Here is a 20,083-nt window from a genome sequence, read left to right on the forward strand (position 1 = left end):
CGGGTATGAGCGCCACCCCCGACATCGCCGAATTCATCGCCGACCCCGGTGTGGACCTGTCCTGGCAGGACAGTTTCCACACCTGGATGCACGAGCACCCGGAGCTCTCCGAGCAGGAGGAGCAGACCGCCGCCCAGATCCTCTCCCGGCTGTCGCAGCTGGACTGCGAGGTCACCCACGACATCGGCGGCCACGGCATCACCGCCGTGTGGCGCAACGGGGAGGGCCCCACGGTGCTGTACCGGGCGGACATCGACGCGCTGCCGGTCACCGAGGCCACCGGTGCCCCGTACGCCTCGAAGAATCCGGGGGTGATGCACGCCTGCGGCCATGACGTGCACACCACCGCGCTGCTGGGCCTGTGCGAGATCATGGACGCCCGCCGCGACGTGTGGTCGGGCACCTTCATCGCCCTGTTCCAGCCGGCCGAGGAGGTCACGAAGGGCGCCTCGGCGATGATCGACGACGGCCTGGCGGAGAAGATCCCCGCCCCGGAGGTCTGCCTGGGTCTGCACATCTACCCGGGTCCGGTCGGCACGGTGTATTCGGCGCCCGGCCCGGTGATGGCCGCCTGCGACACGATCACGGTGACCCTCCACGGCGTCTCGGCGCACGCCAGTGCCCCGCAGAATTCGGTGGACCCGACGTATCTGGCCGCGATGATCGTGGTGCGGCTGCAGGGCATCGTCGGCCGGGAGATCGCCGCCGAGGACTTCGGTGTGGTCTCGGTGGGCACGCTGAGCGCGGGGCACACCAACAACACCATCCCGGACACGGCCACCCTGGTGCTGAACTGCCGGTTCTACGATGCGGCGGTGCGCGACCGCACCTATGCCGCCATCGAGCGGGTGGTGCAGGCCGAGTGTGCGGCCTCGGGTACGCCCGCCCCCGCCGACATCGTCTACTCGGCCCACGGTGAGCTCACCGACAATGATCCGGCGGTGCACGAGGTTGTCCGCCCGGTCCTCGACGAGGTCTTCGGTGCGGATTCGGTGGACGCCCCGCGGTGGACCGCCTCCGAGGATTTCTCGGAGATCCCCCGGCATTTCGGGGTGCCCTACGAGTTCCTGCTGGTCGGGATGACCGACCGGGCGCAGTGGGATGCCGCGGTGGCGGCCGACCGGGTCGCCCAGGACATCCCGAGCAACCACTCGGCGGACTTCCTGCCGGCGGCGGGGACGGTGGAGGCCGCCACGGGTGCGGCGACCGCGGCGGTGCTCGCCTACCTCTGGAAGGAGTAGGGCCGAAGCACCGGGGTGTCTACCGGCTCACGCCCCGGTGACCGCCGCGCCGGCGCCGGCGCTGTCCCCGGCGGCCCCTGCACTCTCCCGCAGGAACTGCTCCCACATCGGCCACTGCCGCAGTGCCTGGGCGGTGCCGTAGGACAGGGAACGGCGCAGCACCCGGATGTCCCGCTCGGTGGAGCTGACCAGCTGGTCGACATCCTCGGGGAAGACCAGGAAGGCCCTCCCCTGCCGCTCCAGGTCGTAGAGCCGCTCCATCGTCGCGTTGTACCGCTCCGGCCGGGTGATCATCGCCTCCGCCACCGCCGGATACTTCCGCAGGACGGTCCGGGTGAGGCGGTGCTTCGAGGTCGGCGGCTTCACGTAGTCGCGCGGGTGGCTGAGCACGGCGAAGAACCGGTCGAAGCCGTCGGCTTCCGCGGCGTCCAGCGGGATCCCGCCGGAGGCGCCGAAGGCACCGTCGACGTACGGCACGCCCCCGATACGGGGCACCGGCATCGCCAGCGGGATCGTCGAGGAGGCCCGCACCCGGACCATCAGGTCCTCGCCGGAGGCGATGTCGTCCCGACCCCAGTAGACGCCCTCGCCGGTCTCCGCGTTCGTCGCGCCGATCCGGAACTGGGTGGGTGAGGTCAGCGCCCGCGAGATCTCGTAGGGCCGCGGCAGGTCCAGACCCGGGGCGCGGCCGTAGATGTACTCGGCGTTGAAGTAGCCCTTGCCGCGCAGCAGCCAGGTCCAGCCGCCGAACTCCGGCTCCAGCACGAAGTCGACGAAGTTGCGGCGGATCCGGTCGCGCTCCCCGGTCAGGTAGCTGATGAGGTGCGAGGCACCGGCGGAGATCCCGCCGGCCCAGCCGAACTCCACACCGTGGGACATGAGGACGTCGACGATGCCGGCAGTGTAGGCCGCCCGCATACCGCCGCCCTCCAGCAGCAGCGCCGTGTCATGGACCGGCATCATCGCAGCGTCACTTCGTCTCCCCGTCGAAGACCTGGCCGAGCAGGTGGGCGTGGATCATGTTGGTGTTGCCCTCGATTCCGGGGGGCGATCCGGCGGCGATGACCACGAGATCGTCCGGGTTGTAGTCGTCCTTGGCCAGCAGCACGCGGTCGACCTCCTCCATGATCTGGTCGGTGCTGTGCACCTCGCGGGTCAGGAAGGTCTCCACACCCCAGGTCAGGGCGAGCTGGTTGCGGACCTCCTCATGCGGGGTGAACACGAGCAGCGGCAGGCGGGAGCGCAGCCGCGCCACCCGCCGGGCCGTGTCACCCGAGGCGGTGAAGGCCACCAGGGCGCGGGCGTTGAGCCGCTCCCCGACATCCTTGGCGGCGAAGCTGATCACACCGCGCTTGGTGCGCGGCACGTGCGACAGCGGCGGCACCTCCCCGTCGACCTCGGCGGCGGTGACGATGCGGGCCATGGTCTGCACGGTCTGCACCGGGTACTTGCCGACCGAGGTCTCCCCGGAGAGCATGACGGCGTCCGCCCCGTCAAGGACGGCATTGGCGACGTCGGAGGCCTCCGCGCGGGTCGGGCGGGAGTTCTCGATCATCGAGTCGAGCATCTGGGTGGCGACGATGACCGGCTTGGCGTTCTCCCGGGCGATCTGGATCGCCCGCTTCTGCACCAGCGGCACCTCCTCCAGCGGCACCTCCACGCCCAGGTCGCCGCGGGCGACCATGACCGCGTCGAAGGCGAGGATGATCGGCTCGAGCGCGTCGACCGCCTCCGGCTTCTCCAGCTTGGCGATGACCGGCACCCGCCGGCCTTCCTCGTCCATGACCGCGTGGACCAGTTCGACATCCGCCGGGGAGCGGACGAAGGACAGGGCGATGACGTCCGCCCCCATCTTCAGCGCGAAGCGCAGGTCGGCGATGTCCTTCTCCGACAGTGCCGGCACGGAGATGTCCATGCCCGGCAGGGACACGCCCTTGTGGTCGGAGACCGGACCGCCCTCGACGACCTCGCAGACGACATCGTCGCCGTCGACGGCCTTGCAGACCAGGCCGACCTTGCCGTCGTCGACCAGGAGACGGTCACCGGGGCGGGCGTCCCGAGCGAGCTGCCTGTAGGTCGTCGACACCCGGTCATGGGTCCCCTCGACGTCCTCGACGGTGATACGGATCTCCTCACCGTCGGCCCAGTAGGTCTTGCCCTCGGCGAACTTCCCGAGCCGGATCTTCGGACCCTGCAGGTCGGCGAGGACGCCGACGGCGGCGCCGGTCTCCGCCGCAGCCTGCCGGACCCACTCGTAATTCTGCTGGTGGTCGGCATGCTCCCCGTGGGAGAAGTTGAGGCGGGCGACATTCATGCCCGCGTCGACCAGCTGGCGGATACTCTCCGCCGAGGCGACGGCGGGGCCCAGGGTACATACGATCTTGGTTCGTCTACTCACGGTATCCGAGGATAGCCCCGGTGCGGACCCACCCGCTACCGCAGGGCGGCCTCACCGGCGCCGCTCAGCGAACCCCGTCGCCGTCCCCGGTCCGGACCTCGTCGACGTCCCCGTCGGCGGCCCTGCCGGCAACCCCGCCGGCGACTTCGCCACGGACCTGCTCCGGGGTCTCCCGGGTCCGCTTCCTCGTCCAGAAGAACAGGGCGACGGCGACCACGAAGACCACCGCGGAGGTCACCGAGTTGACCCGGACGTCCCCGAAGACGGTGGTGGCCGGATCGGTGCGGATCAGCTCGATGAAGAACCGGCCGAAGGTGTAGCCGGCGACGTAGAGCATGAACACCCGTCCCCCGCCGAGCCGGAACCGGCGGTCCGCCCACACCAGCAGCGCGACGACGAGCAGGTTCCACACCAGCTCGTAGAGGAACGTCGGCTGGACCGTGGCGATGACCGTCCCGTCGGAGACCCCGTCCATGTTGTCCACCCGGCCGGATTCGGTGACCCGCCGGTAGATCTCCAGGGCCCAGGGGGCGTCCGAATCGCCGCCGTAGAGCTCCTGGTTGAACCAGTTACCGAGCCGTCCGATCGCCTGGGCGAGCAGGATCGGCGGGGCGACGGCGTCCGCGAACGGGGCGAGCGGCAGTTTCTTGTACTTCAGGACGCCCCACACGGCCAGTCCGCCGAGCACCACCGCACCCCAGATGCCGAGGCCGCCGGCGGTGATGTTGAAGGCGTCCGTCCAGTGCTTCCCCTCACCGAAGTAGCGCTCGTGGTCGGTGATGACGTGGTAGACCCGCCCGCCGATGATGCCGGCGGGCACCGCGGCGATGGCGCAGTCGATGACCGTGTCCCCCACCCCGCCGCGGGCCGCGTAGCGGCGCACCGTCCACCACACGGCGATGACGATGCCGATGAGGATGCACAGGGCATAGGCCCGCAGCGGCACGGGGCCGAGGTGCCACACCCCCTGCGGCGGCGACGGGATGGTGGCCAGGTACTCGGTGGTCATCGGGGAAGCCACCCGCTCACCTCCGGACGCCGTCGTGGAGGTCGGCGGCCAGCGCGGCGAGCGCGTCGGTCCCCTGGGCCGCGGCGGTGATGAGGGCGGAGCCGACGATCACGCCGTCGGCGTAGGCGGCGATGGCGGCGGCCTGGTCCCCGGACTTCACGCCGAGGCCCACGGCGACCGGCAGGTCGGTGGCGGCCTTCACCCGGTCGACGACCTCCTTCGCCGAGCCGGCGACCGAATCCTGTGCCCCGGTGACGCCCATGTGCGACTGGGCGTAGATGAACCCGCCGCCGGCGTGGACCGTCATGTCCAGCCGCTCCGGGGTGGTCGAGGGGGCGACGAGGTAGACGTTGTCGAGCCCGTTGGCCTCGCAGGCGGCGAGCCACCGCTCGGACTCCTCCGGCAGCAGGTCGGGGATGATCGCACCCAGCCCGCCGACGGCGGCGAGATGGGCGGCGAACGTCTCCGGCCCGTACTGCAGCACGAGGTTCCAGTAGGTCATGACCACGGCGTTGCTGCCCGCGTCGACGACGGCCTTGACCACGCCGAAGGTGTCCCGCACCCGGAATCCGGCGGCCAGGGCCACGTCGGCGGCATCCTGGATGGTCGGACCGTCCATCATCGGGTCACTGAACGGGATACCGACCTCGACGAGGTCGGCGTAGCGGGCCAGGGTGGTGACGTTGTCCACCGAGCCGGCGACGGTCGGGTAGCCGGCCGGCAGGTAGCCGACGAAGGCGGCACGCCCCTCGGCCTTCGCCGAGGTGAAGATGTCGGACAGGGCGCTCATCAGTTGTTCTCCTCGGTGTTGTCGGTGGTGTCGGCGTTGTCGGGGTGCATGTGGAACCACTTCGCGGCGGTGTCCACGTCCTTGTCGCCGCGGCCGGAGATGTTGACGATGAACACCGGCTCCTCCCCCGACGCGGTCGTGCGGGTGCCGTCGGCGTACTCCGCGGCGATCTTCACCGCCAGGGCGACAGCGTGGGAGGACTCGATCGCCGGGATGATCCCCTCGGTCCGGCACAGCAGCCGGAAGGCGTCCATCGCCTCGGTGTCGGTGACCGGCAGGTACTCGGCGCGGCCGGTGTGGGCCAGGTAGGAGTGCTCCGGGCCCACACCCGGGTAGTCCAGCCCGGCGGAGATGGAGTGGGACTCGATGATCTGGCCGTCCTCGTCCTCCATCAGGGCGGCGTAGGAGCCCTGGAAGACCCCCTCGCGGCCGACGGTGATGGGGGCGGCGTGGTGGCCGGTCTCCACCCCGTCGCCGCCGGCCTCCGCACCGAGCAGGGCGACACCCTCATCGTCGATGAAGCGGTGGAACAGGCCGATGGCGTTCGAGCCGCCGCCGACGCACGCCAGCACGGCGTCCGGCAGGCGCCCGGTCTCCGCGAGGATCTGCTCGCGGGCCTCGACGCCGATGATGCGCTGCAGGTCGCGGACCATCTCCGGGAACGGGTGCGGTCCGGCGGCCGTGCCGAAGGCGTAGTAGGTGCCCTCGGCGTGGGAGACCCAGTAGCGGAAGGCCTCGTTGATCGCGTCCTTCAGCGTCCGGGAGCCGACGGTGACCTCGACGACCTCGGCGCCGAGCAGTCGCATCCGGGCGATGTTGAGGGCCTGGCGCTGCGCGTCGACCTCACCCATGTAGATCCGGCAGTCCAGTCCGAGCAGGGCGCAGGCGGTGGCGGTGGCCACGCCGTGCTGACCCGCACCGGTCTCGGCGATGACGGTGGTCTTGCCCATCCGCTTGGCGAGCAGCACCTGGCCGAGGACGTTGTTGATCTTGTGGGAACCGGTGTGGTTGAGGTCCTCCCGCTTGAACCAGACCTTCGCACCGACCGCCTCCGAGAACCGCGGTCCGAAGTACAGCGGCGAGGGCCGCCCGGTGTAGGTGCGGTGCAGTTCATCGAGCTCGTCGAGGAAGGCCTGGTCGGCGCGGGCCTTGCCCCAGGCGTCCTGGATCTCCTCGACGACGGCCATGAGCGCCTCGGGGATGAACCGGCCACCGTAGTCCCCCCAGTGGCCACGCTCGTCGGCATCGTGGGCGGTCGGCGCCGCGACGACCTGACCGGCCGTCGGCAGCCCCTGCTGGTTCTTGAAGTTCGGAGTAGTCACAGGGACAGACTGTACCCTGCCGCCGGGTCAGGACCGGTGGAAGGCGGGGTGCTGACCGGCCGCGACGAGCGACCGGCAGGCCTGCCCCGGGTTGGGGGCGGTGACGAGACCCTCGCCGACGAGGATGGCGTCCGCCCCGGCGCCGGCGTAGTTCTGCAGGTCCGTCTTCGTCTTCACCCCGGACTCGGCGACCCGCAGGATCCCCTCCGGGATCAGCGGTGCGATCCGGGCGAACACGGACGTGTCGACCTGCAGGGTCTTGAGGTTGCGGGCGTTGACGCCGATGAGCTTCGCACCGACCTGCACGGCCCGCTCCGCCTCCTCCTCGGTGTGGACCTCGACCAGGGCGGTCATGCCGAGCGACTCGGTGCGGTCGAGCAGGGCGGCGAGCCGGTCCTGGTCGAGGGCCGCGACGATGAGCAGCACCAGGTCCGCGCCGTGGGCGCGGGCCTCGTGGATCTGGTACGGGGTGGTGGTGAAGTCCTTGCGGAGCATCGGGATGTCCACCGCGGCGCGCACCCGGTCGAAGTCCGCCAGGGAGCCGTGGAAGCGGCGTTCCTCGGTGAGGCAGCTGATGACCGAGGCGCCGTTGGTCTCGTAGGCGCTCGCCAGGACCTCGGGCTCCGGGATCTCCGCCAGGTCGCCCTTCGACGGGCTGGCCCGCTTCACTTCGGCGATGACGCTGACCGCCGGGCTGCCGAGGACGCCGAGCACGTCGCGGGCCGGGGGCGCGTCCAGCGCCCGGGCCTTGATCTCGGCGAGCGGGACCTCCGCCTCGCGGCGGGCGGTGTCCTCGAGGACTCCGGCGATGATCTCATCGAGTACCGACGGCACACTCACGGTGAGGGCTCCTTTACGTGCACGGGGTGACGGGTTGACCCGTCCATCGTAGACCGCTCAGTCCTTTTTCCCGGAATCCGCAGTGTCCCCGGTCACACCCGTCTCCCCCGTCTCTCCTGTGCCATCGGACTCGCCGATCGCGCCGGGCTTGCTGGGCTCGTCGGGCTTGCCGGGCTCGTCGGGCTCGGTCGGGTCGATGCCCGCATCGAGGGCGTCCCACAGCACCCGACCGGAATCCGGGTTCTCCGCGAGATCCTCGGCCACCCCGGCCCGACGGACCTCCGGACGCTCGTAGCGGCTGTGGCCCTTCCCGGCCTCCCCCGGCTTCATCGCCAGCAGGACGCCACCGACGACCCCACACGCGGCGGCCAGCAGTCCGAGGACCACCGGGAAGGTGTGCACCTGTGCCGAGACCACCCCGGCCCAGTCGGAGATCTGCACCGGGTCCGACTGCTTCTGCGTCGCCGCCCCGCTCGACAGCAGCCGCTGGGCCCGGTCCAGGTCCGGGTCGCCGCTGAGCAGCGTCACCGCCGCGAAGCCGGCGACCGCCGCGAGGGCGGCACTGACCACCCCGAGCACCCGGCGCAGCACCGGGCGCAGGGCGAAGGACAGGATCATCGCGGCGAGCATCGCCAGGGCCAGCGGGGTGCCCGCGGCATCCCACACCCGGCCGATGATCTCCTTGGTGGCGTGACCGGACTTGTCGTCCTCGATCTCCGCGGTGAGCCACACCATCTGGCCGGTACCCCACAGTCCCGCGGCGCTGAGCACCGTGAGGAACAGTGCGAGCGTCCGGCCGTTGAGGCGCTTGGTCACCTTCACTGGTCCTCCTCTGTGTTCCCGACCGGGGTGATCGTCTCCGCGGCGGCGACGGCGCGCAGCACCGCCAGAGCCTTGTTCCGGGTCTCGTCGTCCTCGGCCTCCGGGTCGGAGTCCGCGACGATACCACCACCGGCCTGGACGTACACGGTGCCGTCCTTGTACAGGCCGGTCCGGATGGCGATGGCCTGGTCGGTGTTGCCCGAGAAGTCGAAGTAGCCGACGGTGCCGCCGTACACGCCGCGGCGGGTGTCCTCCAGCTCGTCGATGATGCCGAGCGCCGAGGGTTTCGGCGCCCCCGACAGGGTGCCGGCGGGGAACGTGCCGACGAAGGCGTCCAGCGCGGTCTTCCCCTCAGCCAGCCGGCCGGTGACCCCGGAGACCAGGTGCATGATCGCACTGTAGCGCTCCACGTGCCGGAAGTCGTTGACCTCCACGGTACCGGGTGCGCAGACCCGGCCCAGGTCGTTGCGGCCCAGGTCGACGAGCATGAGGTGCTCGGAGTTCTCCTTCTCGTCGTTGAGGAGTTCCTTCTCCAGCAGCTGGTCCTCCTCGTAGCTGGCGCCGCGGGGCCGGGAGCCGGCGATCGGGAAGGTCGTCACCCGGCCGTCCTGCACCTGGACCAGGGACTCCGGCGAGGAGCCGACGATCTGGAAGGCGGTCTCCGAGAAGTCCTCGGAGGGGATGTTGACCAGGAACATGTACGGGCTGGGGTTGGCGACCCGCAGCATCCGGTAGATGTCCACCCCGGCGACGGCCGTGTCCATCTCGAAGCGCTGCGACAGGACGATCTGGAAGGCGTCCCCGGCCCGGATGTGCTCCTTGCACAGGCCGATCCGGCGGATGTGCTCCTCCCGGCTGCGCTGCCGGCGCGGCTGCGGGGCCGGGGTGTCGAAGGTGACGGCCGGGAGGTGGTCACCGCCGGCGAGGCGGCGCTCCATCTCCGCGATGCGGGCGACCGCGTCCGCATACGCCTCGTCCACCCGGTCATCGGAACCGTCCCAGTTCACCGCGTTGGCGATGAGCCAGATGGTGCCCTCGTGGTGGTCGACGACGGCGAGCGTGTCGACGAGCAGCTGCACCATGTCCGGGACCTGCAGGTCGTCGACGCAGGTGTCCGGCAGGTCCTCGACATAGCGGACCATGTCGTGGCCCATGTAGCCCACCAGGCCCGAGCTCAGGGTCGGCAGGCCCGGGATCTCCTCGGTATGCAGCAGGGCGAGGGTCTCGCGCACCGCCTCCAGCGGGCCCATGCCGGTGGTGTCCATCACCTCGGCCGGCGGGGTGCCGGTCCAGCGCACCTGCCCGTTCTTGGCGGTCAGGGCACAGCGGGCGCCCGCCCCGATGAAGGAGTGGCGCGACCAGGACTGGCCCGGGGCGGCGGATTCCAGCAGGAAGGTGCCGGGCCGGCCGCCGGCCAGCTTCGTGTAGGCGCTCAGCGCGCTCTCGCCGTCGGCGAGGACCTTGCGCACCACGGGCACCACCCGGTGGCGGGCGGCGAGGCGGCGGAAGGTCGCCAGGTCGGTGATCCGGTACGGGTCAGTCATCGGTGGCCTCCGTCTCCGCTGTGTCGTCGGTCGTGTCGGCGAGCAGCAGGTCGGCGTCGAAGCAGGTGTGGTCGCCGGTGTGGCACGCCCCGCCGGTCTGGTCCACGGTGAGCAGCACCGTGTCCCCGTCGCAGTCCAGCCGCACACTGTGCACGTACTGGGTGTGGCCGCTGGTCGCACCCTTGACCCAGTATTCGCCGCGCGAGCGGGACCAGTAGGTGCCCTGCCGGGTGGCGAGGGTGTGGGCGAGCGCGTGGTCGTCCATCCAGGCGAGCATGAGGACGTCGCCGGTGCCGTGCTCCTGCACGACCGCCGGGACCAGACCCGCGTCGTTGCGGGTCAGCCGGGCGGCGACGGCCGGGTCGAGTTCGTAGGACGCCGGGTCGGTGACGGAGCCGCTCATCGGCGCACCTCGATCCCCTCGGCCGCCATCGCGTCCTTGACCTCGCTGATGGCGACATCGCCGAAGTGGAAGATGGAGGCCGCCAGGACGGCGTCCGCCCCCGCGGTGACCGCCGGCGGGAAGTCGGCGGCCTTCCCCGCCCCGCCCGAGGCGATGACGGGGATGGTGACGACCTCGCGGACCGCGCGGATGAGTTCCAGGTCGAAGCCGTCGCGGGTGCCGTCGCCGTCCATGGAGTTCAGCAGGATCTCGCCGACGCCCAGCTCCTGGCCGCGGCGGGCCCACTCGACCGCGTCGAGCCCGGCGGAGCGGGTCCCGCCGTGGGTGGTGACCTCGAACCCGCTGGGCTGCGGGGTGCCGTCGGCCGGCACCCGGCGGGCGTCGACGGACAGCACGATGCACTGGGCGCCGAAGCGGGCGGAGAGCTCACTGAGCAGCTCCGGGCGGGCGATGGCCGAGGTGTTGACCGAGACCTTGTCCGCGCCGGCGCGCAGCAGCTGGTCGACATCGTCCTCACTGCGGACGCCGCCGCCGACGGTGAGCGGGATGAACACCTGGTCGGCGGTCCGCCGGACGACGTCGAGCATGGTGCCGCGGCCGTCCTTCGACGCCGAGACGTCGAGGAAGGTCAGTTCGTCGGCACCTTCCGCGTCGTAGCGGGCGGCGAGTTCGACCGGGTCGCCGGCGTCCCGCAGGTTCTCGAAGTTGACCCCCTTGACGACGCGACCGTTGTCGACGTCCAGGCAGGGGATGACGCGTACTGCGACAGTCACCTGATTCCTCCTCTGTCCTTGATCTCCTGGGCCGTGGTGGCGGCCGTGCCGATCGGCACCGACTGAATGTGTCTGATGAGGTTGGCGTGGACCTCGGGTTCCCCGGCGACGAGACCGGAGACCCCGGGCACCCACCGGTTGCCGGCGAAGTCGGTGACCACGCCGCCGTTCTCGCGGATCATGAGGATGCCCGCGCAGTTGTCCCACAGGTTCGGGCTGAAGGTCACCGTCCCGCCGAAGATACCGGCGGCGGTGAAGGCCAGGTCGATCCCGCAGGAGCCGCTCACCCGCATCCGCGGGTAGGTCCGGCCGATGGCGTTGAGCATGTCCTGCCGGTACGAGACGGGCAGGTTGCCGCGGCGCTGCGACAGGATCGAGCCGAAACTGATCTGCGTCACCGCCGGATCCGACGGCGGCAGCGGGCGGGCCGGATGACCGTCGACGAACAGGCCGTGGCCCTTGCGGGCGGTGATGCGCCGACCGAGCAGCGGCATCTCGGTGACCGCGACCACGGCCTCACCCTTGTGCACCAGGGAGACCAGGATGCAGCAGAACGGGTTGCCGACCGCGTAGTTGGCCGTGCCGTCGATCGGGTCGACGACCCAGCAGGTCTCCGGCAGCTCATCGAGGCCCGGATTGGCCCCCGGCTCACCGAGGCGTTCCCGGCCCGGGCCGTCGATGTCGTCGGCGAGATCGTCGTTCGGGTTGAGTTCCAGGGCCTCGGCGATCCGGTCGCCGGGGCGCACCACCCCGTACTCCTCACCGTGGACGGGCAGGCCGGTGTAGCGGGTCAGCAGCGTGCGCAGCTGGCGCTCCACCGACAGGTCCGCCTCGGTGGCGAAATCGCCCGGGCTCTTCATCACCGACGGGTCGGCGCCGACCGCGGCTGTGAAGGTCGTCTCCGCCTCGTCGACGGCGGCTTCGGCGATGGCCAGCAGGGCGCGGGTGTCTATCTCGCGCTCGATGTCGGCGGTGTCCCGCAGTTCCCCGCTCATGCTGTCGGCTCCTCTCCCCTGGCCACGGTCAGGGCGTCCTGCAGGGTGAATTTTCCGGCGTACAGCGACTTACCGAGGATCGCGGAATCCACGCCCTCGTCGACGACGGCGGCGAGGTTGCGCAGGTCATCGAGACTCGAGATGCCGCCGGAGGCGACGACCGGGGCGGAGGTCGCGGCGGCGACATCGCGGAGCAGGTCGATGTTCGGGCCGGTGAGCATACCGTCGCGGGAGACGTCGGTGACCACGAACCGGGAGCAGCCCTGCTGGTCGAGGCGTTCGAGGACCTCCCAGAGGTCACCGCCGTCGGAGACCCAGCCGCGGCCGCGCAGCCGCCACTCGCCGTCGATCTGGCGGGTGTCGAGGCCGATGGCGACCCGGTCGCCGTACTCGGAGATGATGCGCTCGCACCACTCCGGGTTCTCCAGGGCGGCGGTGCCGATGTTGACCCGTCGGCAGCCGGTGGACAGGGCGCGCTCCAGGGAGGCGTCGTCCCGGATGCCGCCGGAGAGTTCGACGTCGACGTCGAGCCGGCCGATGACGTCATTGAGCAGGTCGAAGTTGCTGCCCTTGCCGAAGGCGGCGTCCAGGTCGACCAGATGCACCCACTCGGCGCCCGCGTCCTGCCAGGTCAGCGCCGCCTCGAGCGGGGAGCCGTAGCTCGTCTCGGAACCGGCGGCCCCCTGGACCAGGCGGACGGCCTGGCCGTCGGCGACGTCAACGGCGGGGAGCAGGGTGAGAGTCATGGTGTTCCTGTTCTGGTGTCAAGCGGATCGGGGAAAGTAAGGGGAAGTACAGGGAGGTCAGAAGCTGGCGAGCCAGTTGCGCAGCAGGCGGGCGCCGGCGGCGCCGGACTTCTCCGGGTGGAACTGGGTGGCCCACAGCGGGCCGTTCTCCACGGCGGCGACGAAGCGGCAGTCGCCGTGGGTCGCCCAGGTGACCTTGGGGGCCTCGGTGTGGCCGTCGGTCTCCAGCTCCCAGCGGCGGGCGGCGTAACTGTGCACGAAGTAGTAGCGCTCGGCGGGGTCCGCGCCGGCGAACAGGTCGCTGTCGGCGGGCTGTTCGACGGTGTTCCAGCCCATGTGGGGCAGGACCGGGGCCTCGAGGCGGCTGACGGTGCCGGGCCATTCGCCGCAGCCGGCGGTGCCGGGTCCGGCCTCGCCGTCCGCCTCGCCCTCGGAGCCCTCCACGCCGTACTCGAAGAGCACCTGCATACCCACGCAGATGCCCATCACGGGTCGGCCCCCGGCCAGCCGCTCGCCGATGAGGCGGGGGCCGTGGACGGCGCGCAGTCCGGTCATGCAGGCGCCGAAGTTGCCGACACCGGGCACGAGGAGCCCGTCGGCGGCGAGCACGGTGGCCGGATCGGCGGTGACGGTCACCTCCGCCCCGACATGTTCGAGGGCACGCTGTGCCGAGCGGAGATTACCGGAACCGTAGTCGAGGATCGCGACGCTGGGTGCTGCCATACCCGCAGATTCTAGCGCGCGCCCCGGCCGTTACCGCGCGCGGCGTCCCGTAGTGAGCCGGGACAGCCGGGTGCGGATGTCGTGCTGGTCGACGACCCGGTGCCGGCCGAGCACGCGGTCGCCGGTCAGGGCGACGGTCCCGGCGCCCACCAGCCCGGCACCGGCGAGGAAGACCCCGCCGTAGCCGCCGAGGCCGGCGACCACACCGAGCACCGCGGAGCCCACACCGGTGCCCGAGTCGAAGGACATGTTCCACACCGCGGAGGCCTCGGAGACGCGGTCCTTCGGCATCCGGGCGAACATCATCAGCAGGGTCTCGGACTGGACCGCCCCGAAGCCCAGGCCGAACAGTGCCGCGCAGCCGAGGGCGCCGAAGACGAGTCCCGCACCGTGGGGTGCGCCGTGGATGACCGCGGCCATGGCGAGCATGCCGCACACCGCCAGGGCCGAGGCGGGGACGACGAGCCGGCCGGGCTCCCCCACCCGGTCGGCCCACCAGCCGGAGATCGTCCGGCCGAGGATCTGGGCGGCGCCGGTGAATGCGAGGGTCAGACCCGCGACGGTGGCGGCCGCGGCCGGGTCGATGCTGTCGACCGCCGGTGCGGTGAAACTCGACAGCGCACCGAAGCCCATCGCCGCGGTGCACAGGCCGACGACGGGGACCAGTGCGAGCTTCCACAGCGGGACGTGGGTGCCGGACGCCGCGGCCTGCCGTGCCGCAGTCCGGTCGACCTCGGCGGCGTGCAGCGGCGGGACCGCGAGGGCGCCGAGGGCCCCGACGATGCCGAGGGCGACGGCGACGAGGAAGACGACGTCGCCGGAGCGGGTGTAGAGGGTGAGGCCGATGCTGAAGCCGAGGATCTCGCCGGTCCCGATCGCCGCGCCGAAGAAGGCGTTCGCCCGGCCGAGCTGGCGGGGCGGGACGAGTTCGGCCAGCAGTGCGGACTGGGCGACGGTCACCGCGCCGAAGCCGATGCCGCGGACCGCCGAGACGGCGAGGACGAGGCCGGATCCGCCGTCGATGACGTAGAGAGCGGACGGGACGCCGAGCAGGACCGCGGCGGCGACCATCACCGGGACATAGCCGATGCGGCGCAGCAGTTTCGGCACGAAGGCCTGGGTGATCACGGTGGTGGCCATGAACACGCCGGTGGACAGGCCGGCGAGGGTGTCGCCGTAGCCGGCGTCCAGCATCGCCACCGGGATGACCGGCAGCAGCAGCGACCAGCCGAGGAAGGCGCAGAAGACACTGAGCAGGGTCAGGGGAAGACCCTTGACCTTCAGGACGGACAGGGCGCTGCCGGGGGCGGCTTCCGTCACAGTGTCCCCTTCGTCGACGGCACCCCCGTCACCCGTGGATCGGCCTCGGTCGCGGCGCGCAGGGCGCGGGCCACGGCCTTGAACTCCGCCTCGGTGATGTGGTGCGGGTCGCGGCCGTAGAGGCAGCGCACGTGCAGGGCGATCTTCGCGTTGAAGGCCAGCGACTCGAAGAAGTGCTGGTTGATCACGGTGGCGTAGTGGCCGCCGATGACGGCGGAGACCATGGACTCCGGCTCACCGGTGCCGACGTAGTAGGGCCGGCCCGAGACATCGACGACGGCCTGGGCCAGCGTCTCGTCCATCGGGATCCAGGCGTCCGCGAACCGGCGGATGCCCTTCTTGTCGCCGAGGGCCTGACCGAAGGCCTGGCCCAGGACGATGGCCGTGTCCTCGACGGTGTGGTGGGCGTCCACCTCCGTGTCGCCGTCGGCGTGGACGGTGAGGTCGAAGGAGCCGTGCACGCCGAAGGCGGTCAGCATGTGGTCGAAGAAGGGCAGGCCGGTGGCGATGTCCACCTGACCGGTGCCGTCGAGGTCGATCTCGACGGTGATGGAGGATTCCTTCGTGGCGCGTTCGATCCGCGCGGTACGGTTGCTCACTTGTATTCTCCGATGATCTTGTCGGCGGCGGCGAGGAAGGCGTCGTTCTCCGCCGGCAGACCCACGGTCATCCGCAGGTGGCCGGGGACGCCCACGTCCCGGATGAGGACGTCGAGGTCGAGGAACTTCTGCCACAGATCGTGGGCGTCGGCGTGGTCGGGGACGGCGAAGAAGACGAAGTTCGACTCACTCGGCACCACCCGGTAGCCCAGGTCGGACAGGGCGGCGACGACGCGCACCCGCTCGTCGCGCAGCTTCGCGACGGTGGCGAGGGTCTCGTCGGCGTGCCGCAGGGCGACGGTCGCCGCCGCCTGCGACAGGGTGGACAGGTGGTACGGCAGGCGCACCAGCATGACCGCCTCGATGAAGGCCGGGTCGGCGACGAAGTAGCCCAGGCGGCCACCGGCGAAGTCGAAGGCCTTCGACATGGTGCGGGAGACCACCAGGGTCGCCGGGTAGTCGGCGAGCAGGGTGGTCGCACTCGGCTCGTCGGAGAACTCGGCGTAGGCCTCGTCGATGACGGCGATGCCGCCGACGGCCCGCTCCGCCTCGATGATGCGGCGCAGGTCGGCCAGCGGAGTGATCCCGCCGGTCGGGTTGTTGGGGGTGGTGACGAAGACGAGGTCGGGTTTCTGTTCCCCGATCTGTGCCACAGCCTTGTCCACGTCGACGGCGAAGTCCGCGCCGCTGCGGGGCACGTCGAGGAACTCCGTCTGCGTGCCGGCGGCGAGGATCGGGTGCATCGAGTAGCTGGGGGTGAAGCCCATCACCGAACGCCCCGGTCCGCCGAAGGCCTGCAGCAGCTGCTGCAGGACCTCGTTGGAGCCGTTGGCCGCCCACACCTGGTCGCGGGTGACCTCGACGTGGGTCTGGCGCGAGACGTAGGCGGCCAGTTCGTCGCGCAGTTCCACGGCGTCCCGCTCCGGGTAGCGGTTCAGCGTTGTCGCCAGGCGGCGGACCTCGGCGACGAGATCCTCCACCAGCCCCTCGCTCGGCGGGTACGGGTTCTCGTTCGTGTTGAGCTGGTTGGTGACGGTGAGCTGCGGGGCACCGTAGGCGGATTTCCCGCGCAGTTCCGGACGCAGCGGCAGGTCTTTCAAGTCGGTCATCGCTCTCAGATCTCCGGGTTCTCGAAGCGGGCCTTCACGGCCTCACCGTGGGCCGGCAGCCGCTCGGCGTCCGCCAGCGTGGTGACCGTGTCGGCCACCTCCTGCAGGGCGGCACGGTCGTAGTTGATGACGTCGACGTGCTTGAGGAAGGTGTGCGTCGACAGTCCCGAGGAGTGCCTGGCGGTCCCCGACGTCGGCAGGACGTGGTTCGAGCCGGCGGCGTAGTCACCCAGCGGCACCGGCGAGTAGGGCCCGACGAAGATCGCGCCGGCGTTGGTGATCCGTGCGGCGACCGCCGGGGCGTCCTGCGTCTGCACCTCGAGGTGCTCGGCGGCGTAGGCGTCCGCGACGCGGACCGACTCGTCGAGACTGTCGGTGAGGATGATGCCGGACTGCACACCGGTCAGCGCCTCCTCCACCCGGTCGTGGTTCAGGGTGACCTTGTAGCGCTCGGCGACCTCGGCGTCCACCGCATCGGCGAGCTCCACCGAATCGGTGATGAGCACCGAGGCGGCCATCGGGTCGTGCTCGGCCTGACTGATGAGGTCGTAGGCGACGGCCACCGGATTGGCCGAGGCGTCCGCCAGGACGGCGATCTCGGTGGGGCCGGCCTCCGCGTCGATGCCGACGACCGAGCGGCACAGCCGCTTGGCGGCGGTGACGAAGATGTTGCCGGGGCCGGTGATCATGTCGACCGGCGCCAGATCGGCGGCATCGTCACCGTAGGCCATCAGCGCGATGGCCTGGCCGCCGCCGACCGCCCAGATCTCGTCGACGCCGAGCAGCGAGCAGGCGGCGAGGACGGTGGGGTGCGGCCAGCCACCGCAGTCGGCCTGCGGCGGGGAGCAGACGACCAGCGAGCCGACACCGGCCTCCTGGGCGGGCACGACGTTCATGATCACCGAGGACGGGTAGACGGCCTTGCCGCCCGGGACGTAGAGCCCCACCCGGTTGACCGGGATCCACCGCTCGGAGACGAACCCGCCGGGAGCGATCTCCGCGGTCACCGGCTCCGGGACCTGGGCGGCGTGGAAGGCGCGGACGCGGCGGATCGCCTCGGAGATGGCGGCGGTGACCGCCGGATCCAGGTTCTCGGTCGCCTCGGCGACCACCTCGGCCGGCACCCGCACGGACGCGGGACGCACATGGTCGAAGCTCTCCCCGTACTCGAGTGCCGCCTCGGCACCACGGTCGCGCACCGCCTCGACCACGGGGGTCACGGTCGGCAGGACATGGTCGATGTCCACGCCTCCACGGGGCAGGATGCGGCGGAGTTCGGCTGTCGAGGGGGTCGTGCCCCTCAGATCCAGACGAGTGAGCATGAGCTGGGATCGTCTCCTCGGGTGATGGTCGGGTAACGTCTGCAGATTCTAGACGTAGTGGACACAGGCGATAGGACGGAGGGTCTTGAGCACGATGACGGATGCGGGGCAGGGCGGGGACCGACAGGGGATCACGGAGCTGCTGGCGGCCTCGGTCGCGGCGGCCCGCGCCGGCGACCACGCGACAGCCTGGCGACTGACCAGCGAGTTCGGCACCCGGTTCTGGCTGGTGGAGGCCGATGAGCTTCCTACCGACCTGCCGACGGTGCAGCGCACCGAATTCCACGTGCTGCGGGCGGCGGCGGCCGACCGGATGGAACTCCACGATGACACGGTCACCGAGGTCCGCGCGTGGCGGGAGCTGGCGACCGCCGCCGGGGACGCCCCCTCGGCGGCCCTGGCACTGTCCTCCCTCTGTCTCGTCGCCATGGTCGTCGAGAGCGACGACGCCCCGGTCACCACCGGACTCGCCCCCGCCGACGTGCTGCTCTCCGAACTGGCGGTGGAGATCGGCAACGCCGGCGCCGGGCTGGCTTCCGGGGGCTCAGCGGCGTCCGGGCCGTCCGGGGCTGCGGGGGACGCGCCGGCGCCGCGGCACGTCCGGGTGTGCCTGTCGCTGGCCGCGATGGCCGGTCTGACCTGCGCCACCTCGGTCGAGAACGCCGCGATGCGGACCCGGTTCCGGGAGCTGAGCGCCCGGTTCACCTCCGACAGCGTCCAGCCGGGCGACCGGATGCTCACCGAGGCCCAGCAGCTCTACGCCGACGGCCGCACCGACGAGGCCGTCGCCCTGGTCACCGGCCAGCTGGCGACCCTGGACCCGCAGGTCTCCCCCACCCGTGCCTACGAGGCCCACGACCTGCTCGGCTACTTCGCCCTCACCGCCGGGGAGGTGCCCGAGGACATGGACACCACCGGGGTGCTGGAGCACTGGCGGGCCTGCGCCGAGATCGCCCTGGAAATCGGCGCCCCGCTGGAGGGCATGCACCGGGCGGAGCAGGTGTGCCAGCTGCTCAACGCCGACGGCGACTACGACGCCGCCCATGATCTGGCCCGGCGCTACAGCACCGCACTGCAGGGCGCGCCGGTGAGCCCGGCCCTGCTGAACCTGCGGGCGGTGCAGGCCCGGTCGGCGCTGGGTGCCGGACTGCCCGACGAGGCGTACGCCCTGGCCGTGGCCACGGCGGACTGGTCGACGCTGACCCCGGACTCCGAACGCACCCTGGCCTGCCTGTCGATCGCCACGATGGCGGCGGAGGAGGCCGGGGTGGCCGGGGCGGGCTCGGGCGACGGGGCCGACTCCGTGGCCGACTCCGGGGAGACGGTCGTGGCCCTGCTGGAGCGGGCGGCGTCCCTGCACCTGGACCGGGGTGAGGGCATCGCCGCGGCGCAGGTGCTGCGCACCGCCGCCCGGGAGCGGTGCGCCGCCGGGGCGTTCTCGCGGGCGGTGGAGCTGATGGAGCGGGCCCGGCAGGTGCTGGAGGATCCGGTCACCTCCGCCACGCATTCGGTGGACACCGACGGCGACATGCTCACCTGGCATCTGGCGGACTGGAACGAGGACATGTCGGCGGTGTGGGAGATGAGTGACCGACCGGACCTCGCGGTGGGCTACGCGGAGCGGGCCGCCCGGCTGTTCCGGGACGCCTACGACCACTCCGGCGCGGCGCTGAACTGGGTCAGTGCGGCGGAGCTGTACCTCGGGCAGGGCGACGGTGCGGCCTGTGACCGGGCACTGGATCTGGCGCACGGTGAGCTGCTCAGTGTGTCGGGCGGGACCGACGGTGCCGGCGGTGCCGGCGGGAGCACCGGGGCGAGCGGGGCGACCGGGGCTCCGGGTTCCGCCGTCGACCCGGGCGAGGACGCCGCCTGGGAGGGCTACCACGCCCTGCGCAACCTGCGGCAGGAGTAGTTTCCCCGGGGCGCTACTCGCCGTTCGCCGGTGCATCCGTCAACTCGAGCACGGGTGACGTGAACAGTGTGGTGCGCGAGCTTTCCTGCTCGAGTTGACGGATCGCTGCGGTGTGGCCGTCGCCGGGCGCTCCCGACACAGCTTCCCCACGTCCCGGGCCCGCGCCCCGCCGCCGATGCTCCGGCCGCCCTACCCGCCCCTACCTGCCCCTGCCG

General features: G+C 71.3%; 19 protein-coding genes. 2 read left to right on the forward strand and 17 right to left on the reverse strand.

Annotated elements, in window-relative coordinates:
* Window positions 1-5 precede the first annotated feature (5 nt).
* Window positions 6-1,241, forward strand: a complete 1,236-nt coding sequence (locus tag FSW06_RS03755; protein ID WP_010122164.1) for an amidohydrolase — start codon at window positions 6-8, stop codon at window positions 1,239-1,241.
* A gap of 27 nt (window positions 1,242-1,268) precedes the next feature.
* Here FSW06_RS03755 and FSW06_RS03760 read toward each other — a convergent pair whose 3' ends face one another.
* From FSW06_RS03760 to hisD, 17 genes are all read right to left on the reverse strand, one after another.
* Window positions 1,269-2,204, reverse strand: a complete 936-nt coding sequence (locus FSW06_RS03760; protein WP_010122165.1) for a patatin-like phospholipase family protein — start codon at window positions 2,202-2,204, stop codon at window positions 1,269-1,271.
* 7 nt (window positions 2,205-2,211) lie between these two features.
* Entirely contained in the window at window positions 2,212-3,639 is a 1,428-nt protein-coding gene (gene pyk, locus FSW06_RS03765) for a pyruvate kinase (protein ID WP_029450155.1), read from the reverse strand.
* Between the two features lie 64 nt (window positions 3,640-3,703).
* Window positions 3,704-4,648: a prolipoprotein diacylglyceryl transferase gene (gene lgt, locus FSW06_RS03770; protein ID WP_010122167.1), complete on the reverse strand. Its 945-nt coding sequence runs from the start codon at window positions 4,646-4,648 to the stop codon at window positions 3,704-3,706.
* A 16-nt stretch (window positions 4,649-4,664) separates the two neighbouring features.
* Window positions 4,665-5,438 (reverse strand): tryptophan synthase subunit alpha, encoded by a 774-nt coding sequence (gene trpA, locus FSW06_RS03775; RefSeq protein ID WP_010122168.1) that lies wholly within the window; start codon window positions 5,436-5,438, stop codon window positions 4,665-4,667.
* Window positions 5,438-6,760, reverse strand: a complete 1,323-nt coding sequence (gene trpB, locus FSW06_RS03780; protein ID WP_010122169.1) for a tryptophan synthase subunit beta — start codon at window positions 6,758-6,760, stop codon at window positions 5,438-5,440. Before trpB ends, trpA begins: the two co-directional genes overlap by 1 nt.
* 27 nt (window positions 6,761-6,787) lie before the next feature.
* Window positions 6,788-7,594 carry an indole-3-glycerol phosphate synthase TrpC gene (gene trpC, locus FSW06_RS03785; protein ID WP_029450158.1) on the reverse strand — a complete coding sequence of 269 codons (807 nt, stop codon included), beginning with the start codon at window positions 7,592-7,594 and terminating at the stop codon, window positions 6,788-6,790.
* Between the two features lie 63 nt (window positions 7,595-7,657).
* Complete coding sequence (locus tag FSW06_RS03790) at window positions 7,658-8,422, reverse strand: TIGR02234 family membrane protein (RefSeq protein ID WP_010122171.1); 765 nt, start codon at window positions 8,420-8,422, stop codon at window positions 7,658-7,660.
* Window positions 8,419-9,966, reverse strand: a complete 1,548-nt coding sequence (locus tag FSW06_RS03795) for an anthranilate synthase component I (RefSeq protein ID WP_010122172.1) — start codon at window positions 9,964-9,966, stop codon at window positions 8,419-8,421. The genes FSW06_RS03790 and FSW06_RS03795 overlap by 4 nt, the downstream gene beginning before the upstream one ends.
* Window positions 9,959-10,369, reverse strand: a complete 411-nt coding sequence (gene hisI / locus FSW06_RS03800) for a phosphoribosyl-AMP cyclohydrolase (protein ID WP_010122173.1) — start codon at window positions 10,367-10,369, stop codon at window positions 9,959-9,961. Before hisI ends, FSW06_RS03795 begins: the two co-directional genes overlap by 8 nt.
* Window positions 10,366-11,142 (reverse strand): imidazole glycerol phosphate synthase subunit HisF, encoded by a 777-nt coding sequence (gene hisF / locus FSW06_RS03805; RefSeq protein ID WP_010122174.1) that lies wholly within the window; start codon window positions 11,140-11,142, stop codon window positions 10,366-10,368. The genes hisI and hisF overlap by 4 nt, the downstream gene beginning before the upstream one ends.
* The gene (locus tag FSW06_RS03810; protein ID WP_010122176.1) at window positions 11,139-12,137 is read right to left on the reverse strand and encodes an inositol monophosphatase family protein; all 999 of its coding nucleotides are present in this window, start codon (window positions 12,135-12,137) and stop codon (window positions 11,139-11,141) included. Before FSW06_RS03810 ends, hisF begins: the two co-directional genes overlap by 4 nt.
* The gene (priA, locus tag FSW06_RS03815) at window positions 12,134-12,883 is read right to left on the reverse strand and encodes a bifunctional 1-(5-phosphoribosyl)-5-((5-phosphoribosylamino)methylideneamino)imidazole-4-carboxamide isomerase/phosphoribosylanthranilate isomerase PriA (protein ID WP_010122177.1); all 750 of its coding nucleotides are present in this window, start codon (window positions 12,881-12,883) and stop codon (window positions 12,134-12,136) included. The genes FSW06_RS03810 and priA overlap by 4 nt, the downstream gene beginning before the upstream one ends.
* Window positions 12,884-12,940: 57 nt before the next feature.
* Window positions 12,941-13,606: an imidazole glycerol phosphate synthase subunit HisH gene (gene hisH, locus FSW06_RS03820; RefSeq protein WP_010122178.1), complete on the reverse strand. Its 666-nt coding sequence runs from the start codon at window positions 13,604-13,606 to the stop codon at window positions 12,941-12,943.
* Between the two features lie 30 nt (window positions 13,607-13,636).
* Entirely contained in the window at window positions 13,637-14,926 is a 1,290-nt protein-coding gene (locus FSW06_RS03825; RefSeq protein WP_010122179.1) for an MFS transporter, read from the reverse strand.
* Window positions 14,923-15,525 carry an imidazoleglycerol-phosphate dehydratase HisB gene (gene hisB, locus FSW06_RS03830; RefSeq protein ID WP_010122180.1) on the reverse strand — a complete coding sequence of 201 codons (603 nt, stop codon included), beginning with the start codon at window positions 15,523-15,525 and terminating at the stop codon, window positions 14,923-14,925. Before hisB ends, FSW06_RS03825 begins: the two co-directional genes overlap by 4 nt.
* Complete coding sequence (locus FSW06_RS03835) at window positions 15,522-16,634, reverse strand: histidinol-phosphate transaminase (protein ID WP_010122182.1); 1,113 nt, start codon at window positions 16,632-16,634, stop codon at window positions 15,522-15,524. The genes hisB and FSW06_RS03835 overlap by 4 nt, the downstream gene beginning before the upstream one ends.
* A gap of 5 nt (window positions 16,635-16,639) precedes the next feature.
* Window positions 16,640-17,956 carry a histidinol dehydrogenase gene (gene hisD, locus FSW06_RS03840; protein ID WP_010122184.1) on the reverse strand — a complete coding sequence of 439 codons (1,317 nt, stop codon included), beginning with the start codon at window positions 17,954-17,956 and terminating at the stop codon, window positions 16,640-16,642.
* A 94-nt stretch (window positions 17,957-18,050) separates the two neighbouring features.
* Between hisD and FSW06_RS03845 the strand changes: the two genes are divergently transcribed.
* Window positions 18,051-19,868, forward strand: coding sequence for a hypothetical protein (locus FSW06_RS03845; protein ID WP_010122186.1), 1,818 nt, complete (start codon window positions 18,051-18,053; stop codon window positions 19,866-19,868).
* Window positions 19,869-20,083: the final 215 nt, after the last annotated feature.

Origin of the sequence: Corynebacterium nuruki S6-4, assembly GCF_007970465.1 — a bacterium.
Taxonomy (GTDB): domain Bacteria; phylum Actinomycetota; class Actinomycetes; order Mycobacteriales; family Mycobacteriaceae; genus Corynebacterium; species Corynebacterium nuruki.

Excerpts from the sequence above, each read along its gene's own strand:
- FSW06_RS03755 (WP_010122164.1), top strand. The coding sequence starts at position 6 with ATGAGCGCCACCCCCGACATCGCCGAATTCATCGCCGACCCCGGTGTG.
- FSW06_RS03760 (WP_010122165.1), bottom strand. The coding sequence starts at position 2,204 with ATGATGCCGGTCCATGACACGGCGCTGCTGCTGGAGGGCGGCGGTATG.
- lgt (WP_010122167.1), bottom strand. The coding sequence starts at position 4,648 with ATGACCACCGAGTACCTGGCCACCATCCCGTCGCCGCCGCAGGGGGTG.
- trpA (WP_010122168.1), bottom strand. The coding sequence starts at position 5,438 with ATGAGCGCCCTGTCCGACATCTTCACCTCGGCGAAGGCCGAGGGGCGT.
- FSW06_RS03795 (WP_010122172.1), bottom strand. The coding sequence starts at position 9,966 with ATGACTGACCCGTACCGGATCACCGACCTGGCGACCTTCCGCCGCCTC.
- hisI (WP_010122173.1), bottom strand. The coding sequence starts at position 10,369 with ATGAGCGGCTCCGTCACCGACCCGGCGTCCTACGAACTCGACCCGGCC.
- FSW06_RS03810 (WP_010122176.1), bottom strand. The coding sequence starts at position 12,137 with ATGAGCGGGGAACTGCGGGACACCGCCGACATCGAGCGCGAGATAGAC.
- priA (WP_010122177.1), bottom strand. The coding sequence starts at position 12,883 with ATGACTCTCACCCTGCTCCCCGCCGTTGACGTCGCCGACGGCCAGGCC.
- hisH (WP_010122178.1), bottom strand. The coding sequence starts at position 13,606 with ATGGCAGCACCCAGCGTCGCGATCCTCGACTACGGTTCCGGTAATCTC.
- FSW06_RS03835 (WP_010122182.1), bottom strand. The coding sequence starts at position 16,634 with ATGACCGACTTGAAAGACCTGCCGCTGCGTCCGGAACTGCGCGGGAAA.
- hisD (WP_010122184.1), bottom strand. The coding sequence starts at position 17,956 with ATGCTCACTCGTCTGGATCTGAGGGGCACGACCCCCTCGACAGCCGAA.
- FSW06_RS03845 (WP_010122186.1), top strand. The coding sequence starts at position 18,051 with ATGACGGATGCGGGGCAGGGCGGGGACCGACAGGGGATCACGGAGCTG.